The 26196-nt window shown below is 46.2% G+C and carries 30 protein-coding genes and 1 other RNA gene; 24 read left to right on the top strand and 7 right to left on the bottom strand.

Annotation, left to right across the window (positions count from 1 at the left end):
* Nucleotide 1 precedes the first annotated feature (1 nt).
* The 6 genes from HQ865_RS02790 (at nt 2) to HQ865_RS02765 (ending at nt 4486) form a co-directional block, all read left to right on the top strand.
* Complete coding sequence (locus tag HQ865_RS02790; RefSeq protein ID WP_173413428.1) at nt 2-868, top strand: ABC transporter permease; 867 nt, start codon at nt 2-4, stop codon at nt 866-868.
* A complete protein-coding gene (locus HQ865_RS02785; protein ID WP_173413427.1) occupies nt 865-1614 on the top strand; it encodes an ABC transporter ATP-binding protein in 750 nt (249 codons plus the stop codon). Before HQ865_RS02790 ends, HQ865_RS02785 begins: the two co-directional genes overlap by 4 nt.
* Nucleotides 1589-2368: a hypothetical protein gene (locus tag HQ865_RS02780; protein ID WP_173413426.1), complete on the top strand. Its 780-nt coding sequence runs from the start codon at nt 1589-1591 to the stop codon at nt 2366-2368. The genes HQ865_RS02785 and HQ865_RS02780 overlap by 26 nt, the downstream gene beginning before the upstream one ends.
* Nucleotides 2369-2539: 171 nt before the next feature.
* An RNA gene (ffs, locus tag HQ865_RS02775) (signal recognition particle sRNA small type) lies at nt 2540-2638 on the top strand.
* Between the two features lie 94 nt (nt 2639-2732).
* Nucleotides 2733-3392, top strand: coding sequence for a fructose-6-phosphate aldolase (gene fsa, locus HQ865_RS02770; RefSeq protein WP_173413425.1), 660 nt, complete (start codon nt 2733-2735; stop codon nt 3390-3392).
* 134 nt (nt 3393-3526) lie between these two features.
* The gene (locus tag HQ865_RS02765) at nt 3527-4486 is read left to right on the top strand and encodes a YpdA family putative bacillithiol disulfide reductase (protein WP_173413424.1); all 960 of its coding nucleotides are present in this window, start codon (nt 3527-3529) and stop codon (nt 4484-4486) included.
* Between the two features lie 149 nt (nt 4487-4635).
* Here HQ865_RS02765 and HQ865_RS02760 read toward each other — a convergent pair whose 3' ends face one another.
* Together HQ865_RS02760 and HQ865_RS02755 are read right to left on the bottom strand one after the other, a co-directional pair.
* Complete coding sequence (locus tag HQ865_RS02760) at nt 4636-4995, bottom strand: response regulator (RefSeq protein WP_173413423.1); 360 nt, start codon at nt 4993-4995, stop codon at nt 4636-4638.
* A 334-nt stretch (nt 4996-5329) separates the two neighbouring features.
* The gene (locus HQ865_RS02755) at nt 5330-5701 is read right to left on the bottom strand and encodes a response regulator transcription factor (RefSeq protein WP_173413422.1); all 372 of its coding nucleotides are present in this window, start codon (nt 5699-5701) and stop codon (nt 5330-5332) included.
* A 330-nt stretch (nt 5702-6031) separates the two neighbouring features.
* Here HQ865_RS02755 and HQ865_RS02750 point away from each other — a divergent pair, with 330 nt between their 5' ends.
* Complete coding sequence (locus HQ865_RS02750; RefSeq protein WP_173413421.1) at nt 6032-6277, top strand: helix-turn-helix domain-containing protein; 246 nt, start codon at nt 6032-6034, stop codon at nt 6275-6277.
* Here HQ865_RS02750 and HQ865_RS02745 read toward each other — a convergent pair.
* Nucleotides 6274-6627: a response regulator gene (locus tag HQ865_RS02745; RefSeq protein WP_173413420.1), complete on the bottom strand. Its 354-nt coding sequence runs from the start codon at nt 6625-6627 to the stop codon at nt 6274-6276. The genes HQ865_RS02750 and HQ865_RS02745 overlap by 4 nt on opposite strands.
* Before the next feature lie 189 nt (nt 6628-6816).
* On the opposite strand from HQ865_RS02745, the gene HQ865_RS02740 reads away from it, so the two are divergent.
* Both HQ865_RS02740 and HQ865_RS02735 read left to right on the top strand, forming a co-directional pair.
* Nucleotides 6817-7593, top strand: coding sequence for an enoyl-CoA hydratase/isomerase family protein (locus HQ865_RS02740; RefSeq protein ID WP_173413419.1), 777 nt, complete (start codon nt 6817-6819; stop codon nt 7591-7593).
* Between the two features lies 1 nt (nt 7594).
* Entirely contained in the window at nt 7595-9262 is a 1668-nt protein-coding gene (locus HQ865_RS02735; protein WP_173413418.1) for a MutS-related protein, read from the top strand.
* Nucleotides 9263-9597: 335 nt separating this feature from the next.
* On the opposite strand, the gene HQ865_RS02730 is transcribed toward HQ865_RS02735, so the two are convergent.
* Nucleotides 9598-10962, bottom strand: a complete 1365-nt coding sequence (locus HQ865_RS02730; protein ID WP_173413417.1) for an MFS transporter — start codon at nt 10960-10962, stop codon at nt 9598-9600.
* A gap of 36 nt (nt 10963-10998) precedes the next feature.
* Nucleotides 10999-11658, bottom strand: coding sequence for a bifunctional 4-hydroxy-2-oxoglutarate aldolase/2-dehydro-3-deoxy-phosphogluconate aldolase (locus HQ865_RS02725; RefSeq protein ID WP_173413416.1), 660 nt, complete (start codon nt 11656-11658; stop codon nt 10999-11001).
* Between the two features lie 230 nt (nt 11659-11888).
* Between HQ865_RS02725 and HQ865_RS02720 the strand changes: the two genes are divergently transcribed.
* From HQ865_RS02720 to HQ865_RS02665, 12 genes are all read left to right on the top strand, one after another.
* Nucleotides 11889-12914, top strand: coding sequence for a sugar kinase (locus tag HQ865_RS02720; RefSeq protein WP_173413415.1), 1026 nt, complete (start codon nt 11889-11891; stop codon nt 12912-12914).
* A gap of 93 nt (nt 12915-13007) precedes the next feature.
* Nucleotides 13008-13196 (top strand): hypothetical protein, encoded by a 189-nt coding sequence (locus HQ865_RS02715; protein ID WP_173413414.1) that lies wholly within the window; start codon nt 13008-13010, stop codon nt 13194-13196.
* A gap of 20 nt (nt 13197-13216) precedes the next feature.
* Nucleotides 13217-13663, top strand: a complete 447-nt coding sequence (locus tag HQ865_RS02710; RefSeq protein ID WP_173413413.1) for a YhcH/YjgK/YiaL family protein — start codon at nt 13217-13219, stop codon at nt 13661-13663.
* A gap of 260 nt (nt 13664-13923) precedes the next feature.
* Nucleotides 13924-14385, top strand: coding sequence for a DUF2147 domain-containing protein (locus HQ865_RS02705; protein ID WP_173413412.1), 462 nt, complete (start codon nt 13924-13926; stop codon nt 14383-14385).
* Nucleotides 14386-14764: 379 nt separating this feature from the next.
* Nucleotides 14765-15424: a GNAT family N-acetyltransferase gene (locus HQ865_RS02700; RefSeq protein WP_173413411.1), complete on the top strand. Its 660-nt coding sequence runs from the start codon at nt 14765-14767 to the stop codon at nt 15422-15424.
* A gap of 55 nt (nt 15425-15479) precedes the next feature.
* A complete protein-coding gene (locus tag HQ865_RS02695; protein ID WP_173413410.1) occupies nt 15480-15836 on the top strand; it encodes a four helix bundle protein in 357 nt (118 codons plus the stop codon).
* A 52-nt stretch (nt 15837-15888) separates the two neighbouring features.
* A complete protein-coding gene (argG, locus tag HQ865_RS02690; protein ID WP_173413409.1) occupies nt 15889-17076 on the top strand; it encodes an argininosuccinate synthase in 1188 nt (395 codons plus the stop codon).
* Between the two features lie 62 nt (nt 17077-17138).
* A complete protein-coding gene (locus tag HQ865_RS02685; protein WP_173413408.1) occupies nt 17139-17525 on the top strand; it encodes a cupin domain-containing protein in 387 nt (128 codons plus the stop codon).
* A gap of 33 nt (nt 17526-17558) precedes the next feature.
* Entirely contained in the window at nt 17559-18608 is a 1050-nt protein-coding gene (argC, locus tag HQ865_RS02680) for an N-acetyl-gamma-glutamyl-phosphate reductase (RefSeq protein ID WP_173413407.1), read from the top strand.
* Between the two features lie 45 nt (nt 18609-18653).
* The gene (locus HQ865_RS02675) at nt 18654-19013 is read left to right on the top strand and encodes a four helix bundle protein (RefSeq protein WP_173413406.1); all 360 of its coding nucleotides are present in this window, start codon (nt 18654-18656) and stop codon (nt 19011-19013) included.
* A gap of 41 nt (nt 19014-19054) precedes the next feature.
* On the top strand, nt 19055-20179 hold the full coding sequence (locus tag HQ865_RS02670) for an aspartate aminotransferase family protein (RefSeq protein ID WP_173413405.1): 1125 nt from the start codon (nt 19055-19057) through the stop codon (nt 20177-20179).
* Between the two features lie 161 nt (nt 20180-20340).
* Nucleotides 20341-21288, top strand: coding sequence for a Rossmann-fold NAD(P)-binding domain-containing protein (locus tag HQ865_RS02665; protein WP_173413404.1), 948 nt, complete (start codon nt 20341-20343; stop codon nt 21286-21288).
* Between the two features lie 196 nt (nt 21289-21484).
* On the opposite strand, the gene HQ865_RS02660 is transcribed toward HQ865_RS02665, so the two are convergent.
* Complete coding sequence (locus HQ865_RS02660) at nt 21485-23191, bottom strand: chloride channel protein (protein ID WP_173413403.1); 1707 nt, start codon at nt 23189-23191, stop codon at nt 21485-21487.
* Nucleotides 23192-23367: 176 nt separating this feature from the next.
* Here HQ865_RS02660 and HQ865_RS02655 point away from each other — a divergent pair, with 176 nt between their 5' ends.
* Nucleotides 23368-24057 carry a Crp/Fnr family transcriptional regulator gene (locus tag HQ865_RS02655; protein ID WP_173413402.1) on the top strand — a complete coding sequence of 230 codons (690 nt, stop codon included), beginning with the start codon at nt 23368-23370 and terminating at the stop codon, nt 24055-24057.
* A gap of 137 nt (nt 24058-24194) precedes the next feature.
* Here HQ865_RS02655 and HQ865_RS02650 read toward each other — a convergent pair whose 3' ends face one another.
* Entirely contained in the window at nt 24195-24707 is a 513-nt protein-coding gene (locus tag HQ865_RS02650) for a hypothetical protein (RefSeq protein ID WP_173413401.1), read from the bottom strand.
* Between the two features lie 167 nt (nt 24708-24874).
* Here HQ865_RS02650 and HQ865_RS02645 point away from each other — a divergent pair, with 167 nt between their 5' ends.
* Both HQ865_RS02645 and HQ865_RS02640 read left to right on the top strand, forming a co-directional pair.
* The gene (locus HQ865_RS02645) at nt 24875-25789 is read left to right on the top strand and encodes a DnaJ C-terminal domain-containing protein (protein WP_173413400.1); all 915 of its coding nucleotides are present in this window, start codon (nt 24875-24877) and stop codon (nt 25787-25789) included.
* 4 nt (nt 25790-25793) lie between these two features.
* Complete coding sequence (locus HQ865_RS02640; protein WP_173413399.1) at nt 25794-26090, top strand: chaperone modulator CbpM; 297 nt, start codon at nt 25794-25796, stop codon at nt 26088-26090.
* Nucleotides 26091-26196: the final 106 nt, after the last annotated feature.

The following is a 26196-nucleotide window of genomic DNA, read 5'->3' as shown; positions in this document are numbered from 1 at the left end:
TATGGAGTTTTACCTCACCGCGTTAATACAGGGGCTTTGCTACTGCACCCTCGCGCTGGGGATCTATATCTCCATGAAGATCTTTAACATTCCCGATATCACCACCGACGGCAGTTATACCCTTGGGGGCGCGGTAACGGCTGTTATGCTCATGCATCATCAGCCGGTGTATGTGGTGTTGCCGGTAGTGGTACTGGCCGGGGCTGCCGCTGGGGCACTGACCGGGTTGATCCATACCAAACTAAAAATTAATGCGCTGCTGGCGGGGATACTGGTAATGACGGCCTTGTACTCGGTAAACCTCACCATTATGGGGCGCTCTAACCTGCCGCTCATCGGGTTATCATCGTTGTTTACGCTGGCAAACATCAGCAACAATCCCGATTTGAATACATTTTGGATAGCGTTTATTTTTATACTGATAGCGACCCTGAAAATTGACTACCTGTTAAAAACCGACTTCGGCCTGGCCATGCGGGCTACGGGGAACAGCGAAAGCATGATCCGCGCGCTGGGGGTTAATACCGACAGGATGAAGATCGTCGGGCTGGCGCTGGCCAATGCCCTTACAGCCTTGAGCGGCTACCTGATCACCCAATACCAGGGCTTCGCCGATATCAGCATGGGTATTGGCGTGGTGATAATGGGTTTAGGCTCGGTAATTATTGCCGAAACACTGATCAACTGGCTGCGCATCACATCGGTTTGGGGCAGTTTGGCGCTGGTGCTGGGTGGGGCTATCCTGTTTCAATTTGTGCTGGCTTTTACGCTAAGTAGTGGGGTTGATGCCATTTACCTGAAGGCGGTTACCGCCATATTTGTATTGCTGATAGTTGGTTTACCACGCTTAACACGGAGGGCGGCATGATCGGCATTACATCCCTATATAAAACTTTTAATAAGGGGCAGCCTAACGAGATGAACGCCCTGAACGGCATCGACCTGCAAATAAACCAGGGCGAATACGTAGTGATCGTCGGCTCTAACGGTTCAGGCAAATCTACCCTGCTGAATATGGTTGCAGGCAGCATTTCGCCAACCAGCGGCGGCATCAGTATTGATGGTACCGACGTAACCAAAATGGCCGATCATAGCCGCAGCCGATGGATAGCCCGCGTTTTCCAAAACCCGCTGAGCGGTACCGCACCCGATTTGAGCATACTGGACAACTTCCGACTTGCAGCCTTGCGCACCCAACCCAAGGGGTTTAAAATAGGTGTGAACGCCGGTTTTAAAAAACAGGTGCAGGAAAAGATCGCCTTGCTGAATATGGGGCTTGAAAATAAAACCCACCAGCTGATGGGCAGTCTATCGGGCGGGCAACGGCAGGCGCTTACCCTGCTGATGAGCGTGATGGACGATTGCCGCATCCTGCTGTTAGATGAACCCTCGGCAGCATTAGACCCACGGTCGGCCAATGTGGTGATGCAAACGGCTGATAAACTGATCAGTGATTTTAAACTGACCGCAATTTTAGTCACCCATAACCTAAAGGATGCCTACACTTATGGCAACCGTATTATACAAATGCAGGAGGGCATCATCCTGCACGATCTGAACTCCGCGCAAAAAGCCACGCTTACACAGAATGATCTCTTCGGGTGGTTCTCTTGAAGCGGAAAGCCGAAGGCAGAAAGCGCAAAGCAGCTTCCCATTCGGCTTTATCCTTTGGTCTTTAAGCTTTCAGCTTGAAGCGGAAAGCCGAAGGCAGAAAGCGCAAAGCAGCTTCCCATTCGGCTTTATGCTTTGGTCTTTAAGCTTTCAGCTTGAAGCGGAAAGCCGAAGGCAGAAAGCGCAAAGCAGCTTCCCATTCGGCTTTATGCTTTGGTCTTTAAGCTTTCAGCTTGAAGCGGAAAGCCGAAGGCAGAAAGCGCAAAGCAGCTTCCCATTCGGCTTTATGCTTTGGTCTTTAAGCTTTCAGCTTGAAGCGGAAAGCCGAAGGCAGAAAGCGCAAAGCAGCTTCCCATTCGGCTTTATGCTTTGGTCTTTAAGCTTTCAGCTTGAAGCGGAAAGCCGAAGGCAGAAAGCGCAAAGCAGCTTCCCATTCGGCTTTATGCTTTGGTCTTTAAGCTTTCAGCTTGAAGACTGGCAACAAAATTGCATAGGCTTGTGTACCATGAAGAACATTAATTTTAACCATATAAGTGATGCTTACCAATTAGTGCAAGGCGCTAAAATAAAAGGTAAAACCGACGACGAGCTTTTTGAATTGGGCGACTACGACGCCAATAAGCGCGGCTACATTGTGTACCCCTTTGAGAATGGGATGATCTATACCGATTTCAGCATGATCATGAGCGAAAAGGAGTTGATGACCAATTATCTCATTGAGCCGATGAAGGCGAGTCCGTTTCAAAGGGCGGCTTGATGGATGTGCAAATATGCAGATGTGCGGATGTGCAAATTAGTTCTATTCGCACGCCCATACATCAAAAATAAACATCCTGAAAATTAATCATTTGCACATTTGCACATCTGCATATCTGCACATTTTAATAATTATTTAACCTGCCCTTAGCTTTTTTGCTATATTTGTGCCGGGTAAGTCTTTCACGACCAGCTCCCTTTGAACTCCCCCAGGGTGGGAACGCAGCAAGGGTAGGAGGTTGAGCGGTGCGATGAAAGTAGCTTACCCTTTTTTTGTGCCTTTATATTTGGTTTTAAGTTCGGCAAGCCTGATATTCGCCCCCGGATTCAACTTTGCTTATTCAATTTAAAATCAATCCCATAACATGAAATTTTTTATCGACACCGCCAACCTTGCCCATATTAAAGAGGCGCACGAACTTGGCGTACTTGACGGCGTAACCACCAACCCATCGTTAATGGCCAAAGAAGGCATTACCGGTCATGATAACATTATTGCCCACTACAAAGCTATCTGCGAAATTACCGACGGCGATGTTAGCGCCGAAGTTATCGCCACTACCTTTGATGAAATGGTTGCCGAAGGCGAGGCCCTGGCTGCCCTGCACCCGCAAATTGTAGTAAAGGTGCCAATGATAAAGGACGGCGTGCGCGCTATTAAATACTTCACCGGCAAGGGTATCCGCACCAACTGCACGCTGGTTTTCAGCGCGGGGCAGGCTTTATTAGCTGCTAAGGCGGGTGCTACTTATGTATCGCCGTTTATCGGTCGTTTGGATGATATCTCTACCGATGGCTTAACGCTGATCGAAGATATCCGCCTGATCTATGATAATTACGGCTACACTACCCAGATCCTGGCTGCTTCGGCCCGCCACCCTATGCACATTATTAATTGCGCTAAAATAGGTTCGGATGTGGTTACCGCTCCCCTATCGGCCATTACCGCTTTGCTGAAACACCCGCTAACCGATAACGGCCTGGCTACCTTTTTAGCAGATTACGCTAAAGCGGCCGGGAAATAAAGATCTAATGTGCAGATGCGTGGATATGCAGATGTGCAAATGATAAAATAATAAAAGCGTCATTTCTAACAAAGATGGCGCTTTTTCTTTACTCCCCCTTTAGGGGGCGGGGGGCTTTTTAGTACATTTGTTTTATGCTTGATATCCTCATCATTGGCGGTGGCCCCATCGGTTTGGCCTGCGGACTATCGGCCCAAAAAGCCGGACTAAGCTTTGTTATTATCGAGAAAGGCTGCCTGGTCAACTCGTTGTATAACTACCCTGCCACCATGACGTTCTTCTCCACTTCCGAAAAGCTGGAGATTGGCGGCGTGCCCTTTGTTACCATCAACAAGCGGCCTAACCGTACCGAAGCGCTGGAGTATTATCGCCGTGTGGCCTTCTCCCATAATCTGCCGGTTAATTTGTTTGAGGAAGTATTGAGTATGGAGCGTAGCGGCAGGCATTATACCGTTACCACCAATAAGGCGGCATACCAGGCTAAGCATGTGATCGTATCTACTGGTTTCTATGATATACCGGTACTACTGGATATCCCCGGCGAAGACCTGCCCAAAGTAAAACACTACTACCAGGACCCGCATTACTATGCTATGCAAAAGGTGGTGGTGGTAGGTTCCAGCAATTCGGCTATTGATGTGGCACTGGAAACTTACCGCAAAGGTGCGGATGTTACACTGATTGTGCGTGGCGATGAGATCAGTAAGCGGGTGAAGTATTGGGTAAGGCCCGATATTATTAATCGCATAAAAGAAGGCAGCATAAAGGTTTACTTTTACTCAAGTCTTGCCGCCGTGCGCGAACACGAAGTGGACATACAAACACCCGATGGCCTGGTTACCATCTCCAATGATTTTGTGATGGCGATGACCGGTTATAAGCCCAATTTTAAATTTCTACATAGTTTAGGCATCACCCTGTCCGAAGATCAGAAATTTATCCCGCACTACAATCCTGATACTATGGAGACCAACTTGCCCGGCGTTTACCTGGCCGGCGTGGTTTGCGGGGGGATGGATACCCACTTATGGTTTATAGAAAACTCGCGGGTGCATGCGGAAATGATTGTGGGGGATATTGTTAAAAACGCATAAGTGGCTATTTAACCACAAAGGGCGCAAAGATCTTTTCACAAAGGTCGCAAAAGACACTAAAGTTAATATAGGGTTACAAAGGCTTTGTGGTCTTTGTGTTAATCCGGTTGAATTCTCTGTGTTCTTTGTGGTTAATTAGCCACAAAGCATCATTTTATCAACCCATTCACCGTTTCTATCAATTGCGACAGATCGAACGGTTTGGAGATCACGGCATCACACCTGTACTTATCAAAATCAACGTTCATACTAATATAAGCCGAGAAGATAATTACGGGTGTATCTTTAAATTTAGGGTGGGCCTTTAGTTCAAGGCATATTTCGCCGCCGTTGGCATTGCTCAGGCGGTAATCCAAAATAATAAGGTCGGGGTTAAATTTTTCGGCAACAGCCACTATGCCATTACTGTTTGAAGTGGCGTGAACGTCAAAGTGCTCATACGATAAAACCTCGTTCACCACTTCCAAAATGTCCTGGTTATCATCCAGCACTAAAATTCGTTTCAACATAGTTTAAATTTGCAGGGGCAAACTGTAAGGGTTAATGATGTATCAGCAGCTTCGGAAAAAAGCAACCGCAGATAGATAGAACGGTTGCAAACGAAAATGTGATACAATGATAGATATAAATTAATTATTCTACAAACAAGGTTTTTCAAATAATTTAATTAATTAAATTATAGTTAAAATTTATGTGATTTTAAAGTCAGAAATTAATTCAATTCCCCGCAGTTAAGTAATTATCTTAATAATATTACACACGGAGATACCCAAACCCCACCATAATGGAATTTCACCTGCAACAAAAGGATTTAAAGCGCTAAACTATTGAAAAAGAGGAGATTTAAGCAGCCAGTTGGTGCTCTATCTTTTCAATCAGGAAGCTTACGTCGAAAGGTTTCTGAACAAAGTCGTCTGGGGCGCCTTCACGGTTCAGGCACGAAGCGCCACTCTCACTTGCCGAGATCAGGATGATGGGGATATTTGACACATCTTCAACAGATTTAATGGCACGGCAAATAGTGCGGCCATCCATACCGGCCAGCATAATATCCATTAGTATCAAATCGGGGTTATACTCTTTAATCCGGTCAAAAACCATCTCGGCACGCGCCAGCGTGCTCACCTGGTAACCATAGTAGGAAAGCACCTCGCCCAGCATCTCCAGTATCGCCCGGTCATCATCAACTACTAATATTTTCTTTTCCTTTTCCATTATATGGAAGCTGATGCAATCTGCATGCCACTTATTATAATATCCTTCACAGTACGTTTATTAAACTTCATATTTACAATACTTTAACAAATTTCAAGATCAGTAAAGTGCAATAAATTGCTATTTAATAAATATAGCGTTATACTAAAATGACGCCTATTTTCTACAATAGGTTGCCCGGGGAGTGAATAAATTTTACCATCGGCCAAACATTTATTTTTCAACCCGCAAAATTTATAACTAAAACTATCGTTTGTGTAGTATTCTGCGGACGGTAAATGTATATTTGCCCCGCCTGTTAAATACATCACCCTAACACTGTACACACTTATGTTTTTTCAACTACCCGAACAGGAAGTTGTTAAGGTTTTTGGTAAGAACCTTAAAAAGTTGCGCTTGCAACGTAAACTATCAATGGACAAGTTAGCCAAGATGGCTGATATGGAGCTTTCGCAAATTTACCGCATAGAGAATGGCCGGGTAAACGCCAAATTAACCACCATAGCCGCTTTGGGTAAAGCGCTGGATATCGACCCTAACGATCTGCTGAAGATACCTAACCTGCCTAACGATTAAACTTTTACAAAGCTGTTGGTTATGGCTAAAAAGTCGCTTAGTTCAAACGGTTTTTCCAGGTAGGCATCGGCACCGCTTTGGCTGGCAATGGTAGCCAGGTGGGGCACGGTTGATATTAACACCACCGGCATGTGCTGCAATAGTGGGTTTGCCTTAATGTTTTTGCATATCTCGCTCCCGCGTTTTACAGGCAAAAACTCGTCGATAAAGATCAGGTCGGGATTAATGTTGTGCAGATTGGCGGCGATGCTGCCGTCATTACAGGGGATCAGTTCGTGTCCGTCGCTGCTTAAAATAAAATCAACCACATCCATAATATCAGGATTGTCTTCAATTACTACAATTTTCACATGGCTGAATTATTTTATTATTAGTTAATAATTAGGGGACTATCAAATATAATTTATTTAATTAATATTTTAAAATTTATTTTTATTTAAAACTTATAGGTTTATTTTAGCATACTTCCGGTGCAAAAACTACTGTTGCAAACCTGTTTTAAAGTACGGATATTAGCCCTGGTTTAAAGCTTCTCTACTATGAGTGATACAGCAAACGGCTATGTAAATTCTGTTACCGATAGTTCAGGTGTTACCACCATCACCTTTTTTCATCCAGCGCAAAACTCGTTGCCATCGGCATTGCTGGCCCGGTTAACTTCGGCAATTGATCAGGCCGGACATGACGACGCCACCCGCGTCATTGTTTTAAAAAGTGCCGGCGACCGCACCTTTTGCGCAGGCGCCAGTTTTGATGAATTGCTGCAACTAAAAGATAAGCAAAGCGGCGCGCAATTTTTTATGGGTTTTGCCAACGTTATCAACGCTATACGCACCTGTACTAAAATTGTGATAGCCCGCATACAGGGCAAAGCGGTAGGCGGCGGCGTAGGTTTAGCCGCCGCGGCAGATTACTGCCTGGCTACCGAAGCTGCATCCATCAAACTAAGCGAGTTAGCCATTGGCATTGGCCCCTTTGTGATATCGCCTGTGGTACAACGCAAGGTGGGCTTACCGGCATTTTCGCAGTTAACCATCCGCGCTACCGATTTTCAGAACGCGCAATGGGCCATGGGCAAAGGTTTATATAATGAGGTTTATGCCGATATACCCGCACTTGATGAAGCCGTTGACGGACTTGCGCAAAAACTGGCTTCCTACCATCCCGGCGCGCTGACCGGCCTGAAGCAAATTATGTGGGAAGGCACCGAAAACTGGGATACCTTACTGGCCACCCGCGCCGCCATCAGCGGCGAACTGGTATTATCAAACTTTACGCAACATGCCCTGCAAGGCTTCTTAAGCGGGAAACGTTAATATGGGCATTGCTGTTGTAATCGTCATCGCGATAATATTATTACTGGTAATACTTACCTATGCCGGCAATATCCGCAAACGGAATAAACGCCTGGCTGCTATCCGCGAAAATTGGGGTAAGCCTGCTGATCATCTACCTAATTTTAAACAGGTAGCCTTATACCTGCAAGCCGATCCCGATCAATTCCGGTTATCTGCTGCTACCATGGCCGACCTGGATATTGAGCAGGTTTTTACCTATATCGACCGTACCTGCTCCAAACCCGGTCAGCAATATTTATATAACCGGCTTTTATCGCGCGCTGCTATACCGGCCAACATCAATAATATTGATAAACAAGTGGATGCTTTGCCTGCCGACAAAAGTGTTTTAGAAACCTACCAGCTGCAATTAGCCGAACTAAGCGACCCGAACGCCTATTACCTGCCCGAATTGTTTAAAGCACAGGAATCGCTGTTCAGTCCGCTGGTTACTTTTTATATCAGGGTGTCCGGTATTACCGTCCTCGCGTTATTTATGCTGATGATAGCCACGCATAACCAGCTTTATTTTATTGTGCTGATGCTAATGGTGATGGCTAACTTTGTGATCCATTATGTTAATAAACGAAAGGTGGCGCAGTATACCCATTCGCTGCCGCAACTTATCAAACTCATTAATGCGGCCACATGGTTCCGCAAGCAAACGGGCACACCGGTAAACCAGCAGGTAAGCGATACCATTAACCATATGGGCAGCCTGAAGCGGTCTTTGAGTTTTGTGAGCATCAATTCGGCTGTGCGCGACCCTACGGATGTGATGTATGCCTTGTCCGAACTGATCAAAACCCTTTTGTTGTTAGAACCACTGATGTTTATCAGTTCTATTAACCTGGTGAATAAATATCGCCCGGGTATCCACCTCATCTTTGATTACATAGGCCATATCGATTTCCTGATCAGTATCCGTTCTGTGCGCGATGGCCTCGCCTATTACAGCAAGCCGGTGTTTAGCCCCGATAGCGATCTTGACATCCGGGAACTTTACCATCCCCTGGTTACGGATTGCGTTGCCAATTCTATCAATACCAGTGCCGACAGGGGCGTATTGGTAACGGGATCCAACATGTCGGGCAAAACCACTTTTATCCGCAGTATTGCTATCAACGCCTTGCTTGCGCAAACCATGTTTACCAGTTGCAGCAAAAGCTATAGCGCGCCGTGGCTAAATATTTATACCAGTATCCGCATAAGCGATGATATGGAGGAGCATAAAAGCTATTTTCAAGCCGAGGCTTTATCTGTTTTAGATATCATGCAGCAATGCGATGCCGCTAAACCCAACAAAAACCTGGTGCTGATAGACGAGATCTTTCGCGGCACAAACACCATCGAACGTATTGCCGCGGCCAAAGCTGTGCTGGCCTACTTAACCGCCAATGGCAATTTTGTATTTGTATCTACCCACGACCTGGAACTGGCCGAATTATTGGGCAGCGATTATACCACTTACTCATTCGAGGAACTGGTTACTGCCGATGCCCGCCTGGTGTTTGATTATCGTATGAAGCCGGGACTATTGAAAAACAAGAACGGGATCGCTATTCTGCAGGCCATGGGCTACCCGCAAAGCGTTGTTGATGATGCGGGTTTGGTAAGTGAGCAGCTAAGGGCGAAATATCAGTTGTAAAACTAACCCGTCATGCTGTTTATAAAATCCGGGCGACCTCTAAGGTGGAATGACAAATAAAGTGATGCTAAATTTGTTTCAACACCTCATCACTCAGGTCAGGTATGCAAAGATTAGACTGTGCAAATGAGATCCCGAAACAAGTTCGGGATGACGTTTTGCTTTTTCAGACACTTATTTTCAAAACATCTTATGGATAACAATGATGAAGAATCTCCGGCAAGCCGTGCGGTAATACAAGCCTGGCGTTCTTCGCTTACTTCTCACAATACCGTTTGGATATAAACAAAAAAGCCGGACAAATTGCCCGGCTTTCAATATCATAATTAACAGCATTATAATTCAACCTGTTTGTAGCGGGGCACCAATGCTTTCATTACAATCCAGGCTATCAAATAAGCTACCGCGCAAATGGTGAACATAATGGTGTAGCCGGTTTCGATATGGCCAAGTGCCTTGTATTTATCAAACAGGTAACCGCCCAGCTTATTGATGATCACACCGCCAAGGCCGCCGGCCATACCGCCGATACCGATAACAGTACCAATGGCCTTTTTAGGGAACATATCCGATACGGTAGTGAAGATATTAGCACTCCAGGCCTGGTGGGCTGATGCACCGATCCCGATAAGAATAACCGGCACCCAGTAGCTGTAACTGCCCAATGGTTGTGCAAGTAAAACAATAAGCGGGAACACCGCGATAGCCAGCATGGCTTTCATACGGGCCATATAAATATCGTGGCCTTTTTTAGCGAAATATGCAGGGAACCAGCCGCCGCCAATACTACCGATCATGGTTAGCATATACAATACAGCCAGCGGGAAACTGATATCTGATTTTACCATACCGTATTGAGCCTTTAAGTAGGCAGGCAGCCAGAACAGGAAGAACCACCAAACGCCATCGGTCATGAATTTACCAAAGGCAAACGACCAGGTTTGGCGATAGCCCAGCAGCTTTGTCCAGCTTACCTTTTCTTCAACAGGTGCAGCGCCGGCAACAGGTGCTTTAACCGCGGCATCGTCAGAAAGGATATGGGTTAATTCTGCGGCCGAAAGGCGTTTTTGACGTTCAGGTTTTTCATAAATGATCAGCCATAGCACCAGCCAAACAAAACCCATTGCGCCAACGGCAACGAAAGCAGCCTCCCATCCCCATTTCTGTTCGATCCAGGGGATACAGATAGGCGCCAAAATTGCACCGATACCCGCGCCCGAGTTAAAGATGCCGGTAGCCAGCGAACGCTCCCTTTTAGGAAAATATTCGGCTGTGGCTTTAATAGCTGCCGGGAAGTTACCCGATTCGCCGATGGCCAGGATCCCCCTGCCAAACATAAAGCCGGCAACAGACAAGGTAGCCACACTTACGTAACCGAACAAGCCGCCAACCACATTACCAATAGGGATGGCGAAGGCATGTAAAATAGCACCGATAGACCAGATAATAATGGCCCAGCCGAAACCCCATTTAGTACCCAGCTTATCTATAATGCGGCCTGCAAATAAAAGGCAAATAGCGTAGGTGAACTGAAATACCGCTGTTATGTTGGCATAATCGGTATTGGTCCAGCCAAACTTCCCTTCCAGGGTGGGCTGCAAAAGGCTCAGCACCTGGCGGTCCAGGTAGTTGATGGTTGTTGCAATAAAAAGCAACGAGCAGATGGTCCACCTGAACTTGCCTATCGTGTCTTTACTCATTGTCTTCTCTCGGGTATAATGTAGGTTTATATATGATTAGCGGCTTGCTTTAACTATTTCTAAAGCTTCGATAGTAGCCGCGGTTAATTCGTCGTATTTTTGGTTTTCCATCACGTCTTTGCTTATCAGTTTGCTGCCCATCCCAACTGCGCAAACACCTGCTTTAAACCAGCCGCCAATGTTTTCCTTTGTTAACTCAACACCGCCGGTAGGCATAAACAGCATACCAGGGAACAGTTCTTTAATACCCGACAGGAATGACGGGCCTAATAAGTTACCAGGGAATAGTTTTACAACTTTAGCGCCCAGATTTTCGGCTTTGATGATCTCGGTAGGGGTCATACAGCCGGGAACCCATAACAAGCCTGCCTTTTCAGCAACCGGGATCACTTCTTCAACCAATCCGGGGCTGATGATATAATCGGCGCCGGCGTCAACAAAGTCCTGCGCTTGTTTGGCGTTTTTAATAGTGCCCACACCCAGGTACATGCCGCTTAATTCCTTATCGCAAACCTCGCGCAGTTTGGCAAAGTTCTTTAAGGCAGCCTCGCCACGGTTAGTGTATTCGATGGTTTTTACGCCAGCCTTATATAAGGCATGTAAAATATTTACGCTGATCTCGGCATCTTTATTAAAATACAGGGGCAGGATACCTTGCTCTGGTATCAGTTTCAGAATGGCTTCTTTCTTATCCATGGTGGTTTAATATATTCAGAAAAGTTTATCAGGGGCTAAAAGTAGGAAGAAAATATAGAAAGATGTATGTAGTATTAGCATTTAGTTCAAAACAATTAACGCAATCGTTACCGCTGTTTTTTTTTAACATATCTTCGTAAATAGTTGGCCTAAAATGTATTTTTGACAACCAGCTAAATTAAGCTTAATAACAGTATATTAATTTTTCAATCTTAAAACATAACCCAACGATGTCTAAAAAAGTCGTAACCCTGGGCGAGATAATGCTTAGATTATCTACCCCTGATTTTAAAAGATTTGTTCAGTCAGATTCATTTGATGTTACCTATGGTGGCGGCGAAGCCAACGTATCGGCAGCGCTTTGCAACTACGGGCTGAATGGTACCTTCGTGTCAAAAGTTCCAAACAACCCAATTGGCCAGTCTGCCATTAACCACCTGCGCCGTTACGGTGTTGATACGCAATTTGTGGCGCGTGGTGGCGACAGGTTAGGTATCTACTTTTTAGAAACAGGCGCTTCTATGCGTGCATCGCAGGTGGTTTATGACCGTGCAGGCGCTTCTATTGCCGATGTTGACGCCAGCGAGTTTGACTGGGACGCGATTTTTGAAGGTGCCGATTGGTTCCATACTACCGGTATCACCCCGGCCCTGAGCGATAAGGCTGCTGCCCTTACTTTAGCTGCTTTAAAAGCTGCAAAGGAAAAAGGCATCACTACCTCTATCGACCTTAACTACCGTAAAAAACTATGGAGCAAAGAGAAAGCACGTAAAGTGATGACCGAGCTTTGCCAGTATGTTGACGTTTGTATTGGTAACGAAGAAGATGCCGACACTACTTTAGGCTTCACCAGCGAAGGTACCGACGTAACCAAAGGCGAACTGAACCTTGACGGTTACAAAAGCGTTTTCAAACAAATGAAAGAGAAATTTGGCTTTAAGCATATCGCCTCTACCCTGCGCGAAAGCCACAGCGCCAGCGATAACGGCTGGAGCGCCTTAGTATACGATGGTAACGAGTTTTACCACACTAAACAGTACGAAGTACGTATTGTTGACCGTGTGGGCAGCGGCGACTCTTTCGCCAGCGGTTTCATCTTCGGTTTAGTTACCGGCATGAGCCAGGGCGATGCTGCCGAGTTTGGTGTTGCTGCTTCGGCATTGAAACACACCATCCCTGGCGACTTGAACCACGCTACTTTATCAGAGGTTAAAGACCTGGTAAAAGGCGACGGCAGTGGCCGTGTACAGCGTTAAGCCCCCCCTAACCCCCTAAAGGGGGAATGGAAATATCATGATCCGTCCTGCATTTTGCGGGACGGATTTTTAATTAACGTGTATCTTAGCTTTATGATGGACAAGAACGAGATATTGAACTCCTATAAGTGGATCAAGGTGCCGAAATACAGGGATGATGATTCCTTGTCATGGGAAGAACGTTACAATCGTTTAAATGAACATCATATACAGGAAACAACTTTTTTAATAGATAAGATACGAGAGATCGTAAAAGATCTGCCCGATAATAACCAGGAATAAACATCAACACAAAACAAATTATGATCATAGATAAATTAGAGAACAGCGGCCAGTACGTTGCTTTACATCCAGGCTTTAAAGCTGCATTCGACCATTTGGCGAGCATCGACCTGAATGCACTGGAAGTTGGTAAATACGAAGTTGACGGCGTGAAGTATGCCGTGATGGCTAAGGATGGTGTTGCCCCTGAAGTAGCTGCCGAAAAATTCGAATGCCATAATAAGAACATCGATATACAGGTGCTGATCAGCGGTGTGGAGAGCATGGGCTGGAAACCGCGTAACGATTGCAGCCAGCCAAAAGGCGAATACAATGCTGAAAAGGACGTAACTTTTTATGCTGACAAACCCGAAATGCAGTTCACACTGAACGCAGGGGAGTTTGTGATATTTTATCCTAACGATGTGCACGCCCCAATGATAGGCGATGGCTTTATTAAAAAGCTGGTAGTAAAAGTGGCGATATAAATTAAAAAGGTATAAGTCAAAAGTTTTAAAAGCCTGTATAATTGATATGCGGGCTTTTTTTGTTTTATATCTATGTATATCAAAAATGTCATTGCGAGGAGCCTGGCAGGAATTGTGCGGTGGAGCGACGTGGCAATCTCGTCGCATGTAAACTAAATACGAGATTGCCACGCTATCGCTCGCAATGACAAAGTGGTTTAGAAACCTATCTCTTTTCCGTATCATTGCAATTTGGCACCATCATTGAATAAAGCAGGTACATGAGCATCAAACTATCCAAACTTACCCTATTATTCACCTGCTTATTATTCCCCGTACTGTTAAAAGCTCAAGCTGTATCGCCAACCGAACAGATCATTGGCCGCTGGACGACCGTAGAGAAAAACCTGACGGTGGATGTTTATAAGGATAACAACGAGTTTAAGGCTAAAATAGTTTGGTTTAAAAACGATGACGAAACCAAGCGCATGGATGAATGGACCGACAAGCACAACCCCGATAAAAGCTTACGCGACCGCAAAATTATCGGCCTGAATGTAGTAAAAAACCTGGTATACGACCCCAAGAGTAACAGTTGGGAGCATGGCAGCGTTTACGAAGCCAAAACCGGCCGTTCCTGGGATGCTTCTGCTTACCTTACCAGGGATGGTTTGCTGAAGGTTACCGGCTACTGGCATTTTAAGTTTATCGGCCGTACGATGACCTTCAAAAAAATAGGCTGAGCCGCTTGTTAGTCAGCGTATTGACATAATGTTTTCCACTTGTGTTTATTATCTGATTTTTTTCTTGCATAAAACAAAATTAATGCAGTTTTTTGCACGCAAATTCAATAACAAAAACACGTTATAAAAAAATGAAAACACAAAGCTTAAAAAGGCCCACTTCCAAAGCGATCTTCGCCTGGGTTGCCGCTGCTTTGGTTGCCGACGTTTTTGTATTCCTCCCTTCCCGACGAAGGCCGTTTATTCCCCGGGTTTGAGAACTGTAATTGCAGTATCATCAAACAGCTAAAGGTTAAACCTTTTCCCCAAAAAACCATTCAATTAATAGGGGCCCGTAAAAAAGGCCGGATTATTTAACGGTAGTTTTTCTATTCAAATAATGACAATACAAGATTTTGATATACAGGTAGCTTCTGCACAGCATGTGGACTATGCACAGCAAATATGTGTGGAAATGGCCGAATCGGCAAAAGCGCGCGGTACCGGTATCGCCCAGCGCTCGCCCGAATATGTGGCCAATAAAATGCTGGAAGGCAAGGCGGTTATCGCCCTGCATAAAAATGGTACCTGGGCCGGCTTTTGTTATATCGAGACCTGGAGCCACGGCGACTTTGTTGCCAACTCAGGTTTGATCGTTAACCCCGAGTTCCGTAAAGTGGGTTTAGCCAAGGCTATTAAAGAGAATATCTTCGCCCTATCGCGCAAAAAATATCCTGAAGCAAAGATATTTGGTTTAACTACGGGTTTGGCCGTAATGAAGATCAATTCAGACCTGGGTTACGAACCTGTAACCTATAGCGAGCTTACGCAGGACGAAGCCTTTTGGCAAGGTTGCAAAAGCTGCGTAAATTTTGATATCCTTACTGCCAAAGGCCGCAAAAACTGCATGTGTACCGCCATGCTTTTCGACCCCGCCGAAAAAGCGAAGGAGTACGAAGAAAAAATGAAAAAGATAACGCACAAAGCGACCTTGCTCGAGCGTATCGAGAACGCGCTTAAGCGTTCTACAAAATTAATGTTAGCCCACAATAAATTTTAATATTAAAGCAGAAAGCTAAAAGACCAAAGCAAAAAGCAGGAGAATAGCTTAAAAAATGAGAGACTACAGGAAATTAGAAGTATGGATCAGATCACACGAACTCAATATGTTCGTGTATCGCAACCTGCTACCTAAATTTCCTAAAAGCGAACAATACGACCTGATGAGCCAAACCAAACGGTGTTCGTACTCGATACCGCTCAATATTGTTGAAGGTAGCGGACGATTTACCGAAAAGGACTTTGCTCATTTTTTAGATATGGCTTTAGGTTCGGCACATGAGTTGGAATATTGCTGTTTGATGTGCAAAGACCTGGCATATATTGAGGTAGATCTGTTCGAAAAACTATATAGATTAATTAACGAAGTTAAGGCCATGTTAATTGGCCTTATTAAAGCCCTTAGAAAATAAAAAAATAGGAAGGTCAAAAAGCTTTTTGCTTTCAGCTTTCCGCTTTTAGCTTATGAAAAAGAAAGTAGTACTTGCTTACAGCGGCGGATTAGACACATCATTTTGCTGTATATACTTAACCCGCGACTTAGGCATGGAAGTGCATTCGGTAATTGTGAACACCGGCGGTTTTAGCGATGAGGAACTGAAAAAGGTTGAGGAACGTGCTTACGCGATGGGCGTTACCAGTCACCACGTGGTTGATGAGACCGAGAATTTTTATAACACTTGCGTACGTTTCCTCATTTATGGTAACGTGCTTAAAAATAATACCTACCCGCTATCGGTAAGTGCCGAGCGTGTTAGCCAGGCCACTGCCATTGCCAACTACGCTAAAGAGATAGGTGCCGAATCGGTTGCTCACGGTAGCACCGGCGCCGGTAACGACCAGGTGCGTTTTGATATGATCTTTAATATCCTGGTGCCCGAAGTAAAGATCATCACCCCGATACGCGACCTGAAACTGAGCCGCGAAGAAGAGATAGAATACCTGAAGAAACACGGCGTGGAGATGAACTTTGAGAAAGCCAAATACTCTATCAATAAAGGTATTTGGGGTACATCGGTAGGCGGTAAGGAAACCCTTACATCGAATTTAGGCCTGCCCGAAGATGCCTGGCCGACCCAGGTTACCGAGACAGGCACCCGCGATATCGAACTGACCTTTGAAAAAGGCGAACTGGTAGCTATCGACGGTACTAAATACGATCATCCTACAAAAGCTATCCAGGCTTTACAAGCCATCGCGCAGCCTTACGGCATTGGCCGCGATATACACGTAGGCGATACCATTATCGGCATTAAAGGCCGTGTAGGTTTTGAGGCCGCCGCGCCAATGGTGATCATTAAAGCGCACCATACATTAGAGAAACATGCGCTGACCAAATGGCAACTGAGCTGGAAAGACCAGCTGTCATCATTCTACGGTAACTGGCTGCACGAAGGGCAGTTCCACGATCCTATCATGCGCAATATCGAAGCTTTCCTTACCGATACACAGGATAAGGTGAGCGGTAAGGTATTCGTTCAGCTGAACCCGTACAGGTTCCAGGTGGTTGGTATCGAATCGGACCACGACCTGATGAGCAATAAATTTGGCAGCTACGGCGAAATGAACAACGCCTGGACCGGCGAGGATGTAAAAGGTTTCTCGAAGATATTTGGCAACCAGGTAATGATCTACCATAAAGTAAATAGCTAAAAGCCCCCTAACCCCCTGAAGGGGGAACCATCGAACAGATAATGAGTAGTGAGCACAAAAATATGATCCACCAAGCTTTCTTTAAACGGGAAGGTGAAGCTATTCCCCCTTTAGGGGGCGAGGGGGTTCATTACGAGTGGGGCAACGGCTGCCACGGGTGGACCTTTGTAGATACCGACGCGCTATCTGTTAAACAGGAACTGATGCCGCCTAATACATCCGAAGCGTTGCATTACCATACAAAGGCTACGCAGTTCTTTTTCATTATAAAAGGCAGCGCCATTTTTTATGTAGATGGCGTTGTGAAAATACTAACCGAACACCAGGGTATAGAGATATTACCAGGGCAGCACCACCGCATTAGTAACCACAGCGAGGCCGACCTGGAATTTACGCTATACTCGCATCCATCTACCAAACATGACAGGGTTAATATAGAAACCCCCTGACCCCCTAAAGGGGGAATTTAATATTCCGTAAAGATGACTGATACAGGTAAAAATATTGCAAATTCTACTCCCCCTTTAGGGGGCAGGGGGGGACGCGTTGGAATTATTGGCGGCGCGGGCTACACCGGTGGCGAAATGCTGCGCATTTTGGTGAACCACCCCAATGTTGATATCGCTTTCGTGAACAGTAGCAGCAATGCCGGCAATTACGTTTACGATGTACATACCGACCTGTTTGGCGATACCGACCTGAAATTCACTAACGAATTGCATACCAATGTAGATGTGCTGTTCCTGTGTGTTGGTCATGGCGATGCGAAGAAGTTTTTAGAAGCGAATGCTATCCCCGATACGGTAAAGATCATTGACCTGAGTCAGGATTTCAGGTTGAATAAAAACTCGAAGCTTAACACGAAAGACTTCACCTACGGTCTGCCTGAGTTAAATAAGGATGCCATCAAATCGGCGCAAAATATAGCTAACCCAGGTTGTTTTGCTACCTGCCTGCAATTGGGTTTATTACCACTGGCGAGCAAGCAATTGCTGAACAGCGAGGTGCATATTACAGCCACTACAGGTTCAACAGGGGCGGGGCAAAAGCCTACGGCTACCACCCACTTTACCTGGCGTAACGATAACCTTTCGGTTTATAAAGTGTTCGATCACCAGCACTTGAACGAGATAGGCGAGTCGTTAAATCAATTACAGCCAGGTTTTATTCCCCCTTCAGGGGGCCAGGGGGTTCTCAACTTTGTCCCCTACCGCGGCGATTACACACGAGGCATCATCGCCTCGATGTATACAGAAAGCGAGCTGACAGAGCAGGAGGCCCTGCAGCTTTACCAGGACTATTATGCCAGCCACCCGTTCACCCATGTTACCGACCGTGACATCGACCTGAAACAGGTGGTAAATACCAATAAATGCTTTATCCAGGTTAAAAAACATGGCAATAAGCTGTTTATTGTAAGCATAATAGATAACCTTTTGAAAGGTGCGTCAGGCCAGGCCGTTCAGAATATGAACTTGATGTTTGGGTTTGATGAAACAGCTGGTTTAAGGCTTAAAGCTACTGGGTTTTAATGGAGGTAAAAGGTTAAAGGCGAAAGGTAAAAGGTAGGAAAAGTAATGCGGGACTATAAAAAAGTAGAGGTTTGGAAAAAAGCACATTTGCTAACAAAGCGGATGTACAAAGAAGTCCTACCTATAATGCCTGCCGAAGAACGTTTTGCATTAACCGACCAATTGCGCCGGTCAACTTACTCGATCCCATTAAATATAGTCGAGGGATGTGGTAAAAATACTGATAAAGATTTCGCACGGTACCTCGATAATGCCTTAGGCTCGGCCCACGAAGCAGAGTACACCTGTTATCTAATTTATGACGTTGGTTTTATATCAAGAGAAATTTACGAAAGTATAAGTAAAGATATTATTGAAGTAAAAGCAATGTTAATTGGTTTTATAAAGTTTTTAAGAGGCGAATGAACCTTTAACCTTTCGCCTTTTACCTTTCACCTTAAAAGAAAATGAAACTATTCGACGTATATCCAATAAACAACATCAACATCACTAAAGGTGTTGGCAGTTTGGTTTATGATGGTAAAGGCCAGGAATATTTAGACCTTTACGGCGGCCATGCCGTAATATCTATCGGCCATACTAACCCGCATTATGTAAAAAGGCTGGAAGACCAGCTGCATAAGATCGGGTTCTACTCCAACTCTATTGAGATCCCTTTGCAAACCGAACTGGCCGAAAAACTGGGCCACGTAAGCGGTAAAGAAGACTACCAGCTGTTCCTGTGCAACTCGGGTGCCGAGGCTAACGAGAACGCGCTGAAACTGGCATCTTTCTACAACGGCCGCAAAAAGGTGATCGCGTTTAAGGGCGCTTTCCATGGCCGTACATCGCTCGCTGTTTCGGCTACCGATAATCCAAAGATCATTGCCCCGGTAAACGAGACCGATAACATCATCTTTTTACCTTTTAACGACGAGGCCGCTTTAGCGCAGGCTTTCGCCGAAAATGAGATCTCATCGGTGATCATCGAAGGTATCCAGGGTGTTGGCGGTATCCGTGTAGCATCGGAGAGCTTTTTGAAAAAGATACGTTCGCTTTGCGATGCACATAACGCCGTATTTATTGCCGATTCGGTGCAATGCGGTTATGGCAGGTCGGGCAAGTTCTTCTCGCACGATTTTGCCGGTGTAGATGCCGACATTTACAGCATGGCCAAGGGCATTGGCAATGGCTTCCCGATGGGGGCTATCATTATTTCGCCAAAAATTAAGCCTGTTTATTACATGCTGGGTACTACCTTTGGCGGTAACCACCTGGCTTGCGCCGCTGGCTTGGCCGTATTGGAAGTAATGGCACAGGATAACCTGATCCAAAACGCTGCCGAAGTTGGCGGTTACCTGATAGATGAATTAAAGAAGTTCAAGCAGGTAAGCGAAGTGCGCGGCCGTGGCCTGATGATCGGTATCGAGTTGCCTGCCGAACTGGCGGATGTGAAAAAAAACTTGCTGTTCAAACACCACATCTTCACAGGTGAAGCTAAACCGAACGTGATCCGTTTGCTGCCCGCGCTGAATTTGACCAAAGCTTATGCCGATAGATTTTTAGAGGCATTTGCTAAGGAGGTGAACTAAAGCCCCCCTACCCCCTGAAGGGGGAGTAAGAGGCGAGTTACTATAACACAACTTGTCATTTCGACCAACGGGAGAAATCTTATACGTGCGACTTATCAACCGTATAAGATTTCTCACTATCGTTCGAAATGACATATGATACGAATAATTAAAGGGCTACTATGAAACTATTTTCTTCTGTTAACGACGTTGCCGATATCAACGCATTAGCTGCCGAAGCTTTAAAATTAAAAGCTGATCCGTATGCATTTCAGCATTTGGGTAAGAACAAAACTTTGGCGTTGGTTTTCCTTAACCCAAGCTTGCGTACCCGTATGAGTACCCAAAAGGCTGCCCTAAATTTGGGTATGAACGTAATGGTGCTCAATATAGATAAAGAAGGCTGGGCGCTGGAATTGCAGGATAATGTGGTAATGAACGGTACAACTGTCGAGCACATCCGCGAAGCTGCCGGTGTAATGGGCCAGTATGCCGATATCATTGGCTTGCGTTCGTTCCCGGGCTTGAAGAACCGTGAGGAAGATTATAGCGAAATGATCTTTAATAAGTTCGTGAAGTTTTGCGGTAAACCGGTGGTAAGTTTGGAGTCAGCTACGCGCCACCCGCTGCAATCGCTGGCCGACCTGGTGACCATTGAAGAACTGAAGAGCCGTCCGCGCCCTAAAGTGGTGCTTACCTGGGCCCCGCACGTAAAACCGCTGCCGCAGGCCGTACCAAACTCCTTCGCCGAGTGGATGTGCAAGGCCAATGTTGATTTCACCATCGCCCACCCTGCCGGTTACGAACTATCGGAAGAGTTTACCCAAGGCGCTACCATTACCCACAACCAGCAGGAAGCACTGGCCGATGCCGATTTTGTGTACGTAAAGAACTGGTCGGCTTACGAACCTTATGGCAAAATGCCCGCCGTTACCGAAGACTGGCTGCTGAAGAACGATAGCCTGAAAGATACCAATAACGCCAAAGTAATGCACTGCCTGCCCGTACGCCGCAACCTTGAACTAAGCGACGAGATACTGGACGGCCCGCACTCGGCCGTAGTGCACGAGGCCGGCAACCGCGTTTGGGCCGCACAGGCGGTGCTAAAGCAGATGCTGGAAGCGATGTAAATACACTAAAAGCAGAAGGCCGGGCATAACGCCCGGCCTTTCTACTATCACTTATCACTGATCGAAGTTTAGTAGATAACTTCGATCCACAATAAGGCAAGCATCCTGCTTGCGTTTTAAATCGTCTGAAGCTGCAAGCTTCGATAATTTTAGGTCCAGGTTACGCTGCGCTAAACTTGGACCAGTATCTTGTTTTTTAATGCTTATCTCCCTTATTGATCATCTGCTTACTCAAGATCATCATTTTAAGCCTGCGGCGTTTCAACGACAGGTTGGTATAAGCCCGCTCGTTTTCATCGGCCTGGTATTGGTAGCTTTTTAAAACGTCTTTATAACTGAGAGTCCCCACCGGTTGTTGCGATTCGGCTTCTTCTACTTGTAAGGTTTCCAATCCTGTTTTGGCCATTAATTCTACGGCTTTACGCAGGCTGTCGGTAGTTTTAATATGATAGTCGGCTTTGATGATGTCCGCCGGTTTTTTTGTGCTCATTACATCAGCCACCTTCAGTTTTTGTAATGGGTCGGCTTCATAGGTGTCGGGGGTATAAACGCCGCGGCGGGCTATTTTTTCGGTCATGATGGTGTTTTCCATCAAAAAGAACGATACCAGGTACGATGCCGTGCATGCACCCAACAGGGGTAACAAAGCGTGCGATTGCAGCGTAGCCTCCAGCGCGAAGGTGATACTGGTTAAATAAGCCCTTGATGCCCCGGCAAACATAGCCGACATACCGATCAGCGCGGCCATCGGGATGCTCAGGCCGCAGTCAGGGAAAAATTGAAGCAGCAGGGTGCCGGCAATAGCGCCGGATGCTCCGCCGATGGTTAGTAATGGCGCCAGCGTTCCGCCTGATGTGCCGCTACCTAAAGCAATAGCCCATGACAGGAACTTAAAGAAACACAGGGTCAGTATCAATGTAAGCGGCCATGTACCCGACAGCACGCCGGTGATATTATCGTACCCAACACCCAGTGTATGCGGCGCAAAGAAGCCGATAATGCCTACCGCCAGGCCGCCGATAGCGGGCCACCACATCCAATGGATGGGCAATTCTTCAAACATGTCCTCTATCCAGTAAACAATTTTGGTGAGGCCCATGGCTATAAAGCCAATTGCTACGCCAATCAAACTGTAGATGGCCAGCGCACCGTTTGATGGTATGGCCACATCGGGCATAGGGAACACCGGTCCACTCTCGAACAATAAGTGGTGCCCCGCCGCCCCGGTAATACAGGCCAGCGCCACCGGCAGTATCGACCATGGCGAAAACTCGAATAACAGCAACTCTATCGCCAAAAATACAGCCGCTATGGGCGTACCGAAAATAGCCGACATGCCCGCCGTCGCGCCTGCCGCTAAGATCACCTTGCGTTCGTTAGCGGTAATTTTGAATAGCTGCCCGATGGTGGACCCTAAAGCGCCACCTGTGGCTATGATAGGCCCCTCTGCGCCGAACGGACCGCCGGTACCGATGGCTATAGCCGATGATATGGGTTTAAGAAAGGTAATGGCGGGCTTGATCTTGCTTTTATTGGTCAGGATCTGCTCCATGGCCTCAGGGATACCGTGGCCACGGATGGCCTTTGAGCCGTACAACGCCATAATACCCACCAAAATACCGCCGATGGCCGGAATGATCATCACCCAATACCCCAAATGATTATAAGCAGGGCTGTGAAATGCCAGGCTAAAGCTGCCATAAAAAGCCAGGTTGGTAACCAGGTTAATAAGGCTAACTAATATGCGGGCGATAAAACTAACCGCTATCGCTACCGATACGGAAATAACAGATATCCTGATCAGGCGTTTTTTTTGTATGACACGCCTGTCGCCCTCGTCGGGCATTTCGGAGGCTAAAATGGGGGATACAGGTATAGAATTTACGGCGGCAGTTTGTTTCATCGCTTATATCATATAAATTATGGCGCAAAGGTAAGGTTAATTGTCATTTATATGATATAAATCATATAAATGTTTTTATTTAATTCATATTAATGATTTTTGTATGATATAAATCATGATATGGATTAAATGAATTAATGCTAACTTGTGCCGCCGTCTCCCCCACGGGTAAATTTATGACCGATAAAAAAGTAACCGATTGCGATTTAAACAGCTGCTTTTTATGCCGCCTTTGTTTAAAGGACTGGCTGCCGGCAGTGACCGCCAACAAAACCACGCTGAGCGTTAAAAAAGGACAGCTGCTTTTTAAAGAGGGCGATGAGGCGACCGGCATTTACTTTGTAAACTCGGGCATTGTAAAGGTGCATAAACGCTGGGATGCCGATAAGGAGCTGATCATCCGCTTTGCCAAACAAGGTGGGATGCTTGGGATCATGAGTCTGGGCGAGAACCTCACCTACCCCGTCAGCGCCACGGTGCTGGAAAGCGGAGCGGTTTGTTATATTAGTTCTGATTTCCTGGAATCGACCCTGAAGGTAAATAACGAACTGACCTACCAGTTGCTATTGTTCTTCGCCGCCGAACTGCGCGAATCGGAAAAGCGGATGCGCAACCTGGCCCACATGCCCGTTAAAGGCCGCATAGCACAGGCGCTTATCAACCTGCAAAAGCAATTCGGGCTGAATGAAGAAGGTTATATCCATATCGAACTCACCCGGCAGGACCTGGCCTCATTTGCCGGCGCTACCTACGAAACCGTTTTCCGCATGCTGAGCGAAATGCAAAAAGATGGACTGATCGGGACGAACGGGAAATATATCCGAATTACCGATGAGGTGAAATTGATGGGGTTGCTGGAGGAGTAAGATATGTCGCCAGTTCAAGCGTCTGCGCTTGAACTTATTCCTAATTAAGCGTCCACGCTTAATTTTTAACGTGAGCGTAGACGCTCACATTAGCTTGCGGTCAAGCGTGGACGCTTGACCGGGCGTAAGAGATTATGTCAATAGCCGAGCTTCCCCTTTTTATAAAGTACATAGCTGCCTATAATACATACAATTAAAAAGCCAATTGCAGATAACGCTACGGGCTCCGCTCCACCATCTACTTTATAATATAGTTTACTGTCTTTTTCGATGTAGCCAGCATCACGGTCAACTCCTTCCTCAGCGTTTGTCTCGCCCAAAAAAGATAAGTCGATCATGCGATCCAAGTATACAGTTATCTCATCACCTACCCGTAGCTTATCAAAGTGTTGCTGCCTTGCAGAGTCGTCTAAAAAAACCTCAAATACTTTTGGGTACCCACTGATGGCTATGTAACGGAACTTATCAAAATCGCGCCGGGGGTATTCCTTATATTTCTTATCTATAAAAGTTATTTTACCAATTATTGGCAGCAATTTTTCTTTAGGTAAAATGCTATGATAATACAGGTAAACAAAAAGTACAACGAACGCTGTAAATATAACAACCAGCGCCCTGAATGATTGAAGTAGTACGTGGGGTATATGCATTAGCTGTGTTAAGGTATTACAAGATAATGAACATTATAAATTTTTATAGGTGTTGAATCCTGTTTTAATTCGTCTAAACACTTAAAAAGCTTTTTTATGCCTTATACTTGAGTAAATAAAACTTCCCAACCCTTACACCGTTTATTACTTATTACAACCTACGCAACATGGCTTTTATTGATTATTACAAAACTTTAGGTGTAGATAAAAAGGCCGATGAAAAGACCATTAAAGCCGCTTACCGCAAGCTGGCCCGCAAACTACACCCCGATCTTAACCCCAACGACCCCGAAGCCAGCAAGAAATTTCAACAACTGAACGAGGCTAACGAGGTATTGAGCGACCCTGAGAAACGCAAAAAATATGACCAGTACGGCGAGAACTGGCAACATGCCGATCAGTATGAGCAGGCCCGGCAACAGCAACGCTCGGCTTACGGCAATCCGGGCGGCGGGTACCAGTCGAGCGGGTTTGAGGGATTTGGCGGCGATGCCGATTTTTCGGAGTTCTTTAACTCGATGTTCGGCGGGGCGGCGGCAGGTGGCGGTGGTGGCCGGCAGGGGATCTATCGCGGCCAGGATTTTAATGCCGAACTGCAATTAAGCCTGCGCGATATTGCCGAAACACATAAACGCACACTCACCGTTAACGGTAAACAGATCCGCATGACCATCCCCGGCGGGGTAGAGAACGGGCAGACCATCAAAATTGCCGGTCACGGCGGCCCGGGGCGTAACAATGGCCCGGCAGGCGACCTGTTTATCAAGTTCATCATCCCTAACGATCCCGACTTTAAACGCAGCGGGGCCGATCTGTACCGGACGATAAAGGTAGATCTGTATACGGCGGTACTTGGCGGCGAGATCACTGCCGATACGCTGAACGGAAAGGTGAAGCTGAAGCTAAAGCCCGAAACCCAGCAGGGCGCCAAAGTAAAGCTGAAGGGCAAAGGGCTACCGGTTTATAAAAAAGCCGATCAGTTTGGAGACCTGTATCTTACCTACGATATCCAGGTCCCCGAAAACCTGACCGATAAACAACGCGAATTATTTGAAGAACTGGCTAAAACCGTTAAACATTAAAGCCATGGCAACAGTAAACTTAATATCTGCCGATGAGGTATGCATCCATCATCAACTGGAAACCACTTTTATACACGACCTGGAACACGAAGGCCTGATCCACATCAGCATAGTTGATAAAAAAACCTTTATCCCTGCCGACGAACTGCCCCGGCTGGAGAAAATGATACACCTGTACCGCGACCTGGATATCAATGTACCCGGCATCGCTTCGATAGATCACCTGCTGCAACAGGTGGATGCGCTGCACAGCGAGTTGTGGGCTTTGCGCAACAGGCTGCGGTTGTATGAGGGGGAGTAGGGAGTAGCCAATGAGCGCGAGCCTTCATAATGGCGAATTAGGACAAAGTCAGCTGCACACAAAAAAGGCGACGACCATTACAGCCGCCGCCAATCATTCTCCAACC

The organism is Mucilaginibacter mali (assembly GCF_013283875.1).
In the GTDB taxonomy this organism is placed as follows: domain Bacteria; phylum Bacteroidota; class Bacteroidia; order Sphingobacteriales; family Sphingobacteriaceae; genus Mucilaginibacter; species Mucilaginibacter mali.
This window is presented reverse-complemented; position numbering and strand designations above follow the sequence as displayed.

What these genes read in the sequence shown, in the direction of transcription:
- HQ865_RS02790 (WP_173413428.1), top strand. Translation starts at nt 2, where the DNA reads ATGGAGTTTTACCTCACCGCGTTAATACAGGGGCTTTGCTACTGCACC.
- HQ865_RS02785 (WP_173413427.1), top strand. Translation starts at nt 865, where the DNA reads ATGATCGGCATTACATCCCTATATAAAACTTTTAATAAGGGGCAGCCT.
- HQ865_RS02780 (WP_173413426.1), top strand. Translation starts at nt 1,589, where the DNA reads ATGATCTCTTCGGGTGGTTCTCTTGAAGCGGAAAGCCGAAGGCAGAAA.
- fsa (WP_173413425.1), top strand. Translation starts at nt 2,733, where the DNA reads ATGAAATTTTTTATCGACACCGCCAACCTTGCCCATATTAAAGAGGCG.
- HQ865_RS02765 (WP_173413424.1), top strand. Translation starts at nt 3,527, where the DNA reads ATGCTTGATATCCTCATCATTGGCGGTGGCCCCATCGGTTTGGCCTGC.
- HQ865_RS02760 (WP_173413423.1), bottom strand. Translation starts at nt 4,995, where the DNA reads ATGTTGAAACGAATTTTAGTGCTGGATGATAACCAGGACATTTTGGAA.
- HQ865_RS02755 (WP_173413422.1), bottom strand. Translation starts at nt 5,701, where the DNA reads ATGGAAAAGGAAAAGAAAATATTAGTAGTTGATGATGACCGGGCGATA.
- HQ865_RS02750 (WP_173413421.1), top strand. Translation starts at nt 6,032, where the DNA reads ATGTTTTTTCAACTACCCGAACAGGAAGTTGTTAAGGTTTTTGGTAAG.
- HQ865_RS02740 (WP_173413419.1), top strand. Translation starts at nt 6,817, where the DNA reads ATGAGTGATACAGCAAACGGCTATGTAAATTCTGTTACCGATAGTTCA.
- HQ865_RS02735 (WP_173413418.1), top strand. Translation starts at nt 7,595, where the DNA reads ATGGGCATTGCTGTTGTAATCGTCATCGCGATAATATTATTACTGGTA.
- HQ865_RS02730 (WP_173413417.1), bottom strand. Translation starts at nt 10,962, where the DNA reads ATGAGTAAAGACACGATAGGCAAGTTCAGGTGGACCATCTGCTCGTTG.
- HQ865_RS02725 (WP_173413416.1), bottom strand. Translation starts at nt 11,658, where the DNA reads ATGGATAAGAAAGAAGCCATTCTGAAACTGATACCAGAGCAAGGTATC.
- HQ865_RS02720 (WP_173413415.1), top strand. Translation starts at nt 11,889, where the DNA reads ATGTCTAAAAAAGTCGTAACCCTGGGCGAGATAATGCTTAGATTATCT.
- HQ865_RS02715 (WP_173413414.1), top strand. Translation starts at nt 13,008, where the DNA reads ATGATGGACAAGAACGAGATATTGAACTCCTATAAGTGGATCAAGGTG.
- HQ865_RS02710 (WP_173413413.1), top strand. Translation starts at nt 13,217, where the DNA reads ATGATCATAGATAAATTAGAGAACAGCGGCCAGTACGTTGCTTTACAT.
- HQ865_RS02705 (WP_173413412.1), top strand. Translation starts at nt 13,924, where the DNA reads ATGAGCATCAAACTATCCAAACTTACCCTATTATTCACCTGCTTATTA.
- HQ865_RS02700 (WP_173413411.1), top strand. Translation starts at nt 14,765, where the DNA reads ATGACAATACAAGATTTTGATATACAGGTAGCTTCTGCACAGCATGTG.
- HQ865_RS02695 (WP_173413410.1), top strand. Translation starts at nt 15,480, where the DNA reads ATGAGAGACTACAGGAAATTAGAAGTATGGATCAGATCACACGAACTC.
- argG (WP_173413409.1), top strand. Translation starts at nt 15,889, where the DNA reads ATGAAAAAGAAAGTAGTACTTGCTTACAGCGGCGGATTAGACACATCA.
- HQ865_RS02685 (WP_173413408.1), top strand. Translation starts at nt 17,139, where the DNA reads ATGATCCACCAAGCTTTCTTTAAACGGGAAGGTGAAGCTATTCCCCCT.
- argC (WP_173413407.1), top strand. Translation starts at nt 17,559, where the DNA reads ATGACTGATACAGGTAAAAATATTGCAAATTCTACTCCCCCTTTAGGG.
- HQ865_RS02675 (WP_173413406.1), top strand. Translation starts at nt 18,654, where the DNA reads ATGCGGGACTATAAAAAAGTAGAGGTTTGGAAAAAAGCACATTTGCTA.
- HQ865_RS02670 (WP_173413405.1), top strand. Translation starts at nt 19,055, where the DNA reads ATGAAACTATTCGACGTATATCCAATAAACAACATCAACATCACTAAA.
- HQ865_RS02665 (WP_173413404.1), top strand. Translation starts at nt 20,341, where the DNA reads ATGAAACTATTTTCTTCTGTTAACGACGTTGCCGATATCAACGCATTA.
- HQ865_RS02660 (WP_173413403.1), bottom strand. Translation starts at nt 23,191, where the DNA reads ATGAAACAAACTGCCGCCGTAAATTCTATACCTGTATCCCCCATTTTA.
- HQ865_RS02655 (WP_173413402.1), top strand. Translation starts at nt 23,368, where the DNA reads ATGACCGATAAAAAAGTAACCGATTGCGATTTAAACAGCTGCTTTTTA.
- HQ865_RS02650 (WP_173413401.1), bottom strand. Translation starts at nt 24,707, where the DNA reads ATGCATATACCCCACGTACTACTTCAATCATTCAGGGCGCTGGTTGTT.
- HQ865_RS02645 (WP_173413400.1), top strand. Translation starts at nt 24,875, where the DNA reads ATGGCTTTTATTGATTATTACAAAACTTTAGGTGTAGATAAAAAGGCC.
- HQ865_RS02640 (WP_173413399.1), top strand. Translation starts at nt 25,794, where the DNA reads ATGGCAACAGTAAACTTAATATCTGCCGATGAGGTATGCATCCATCAT.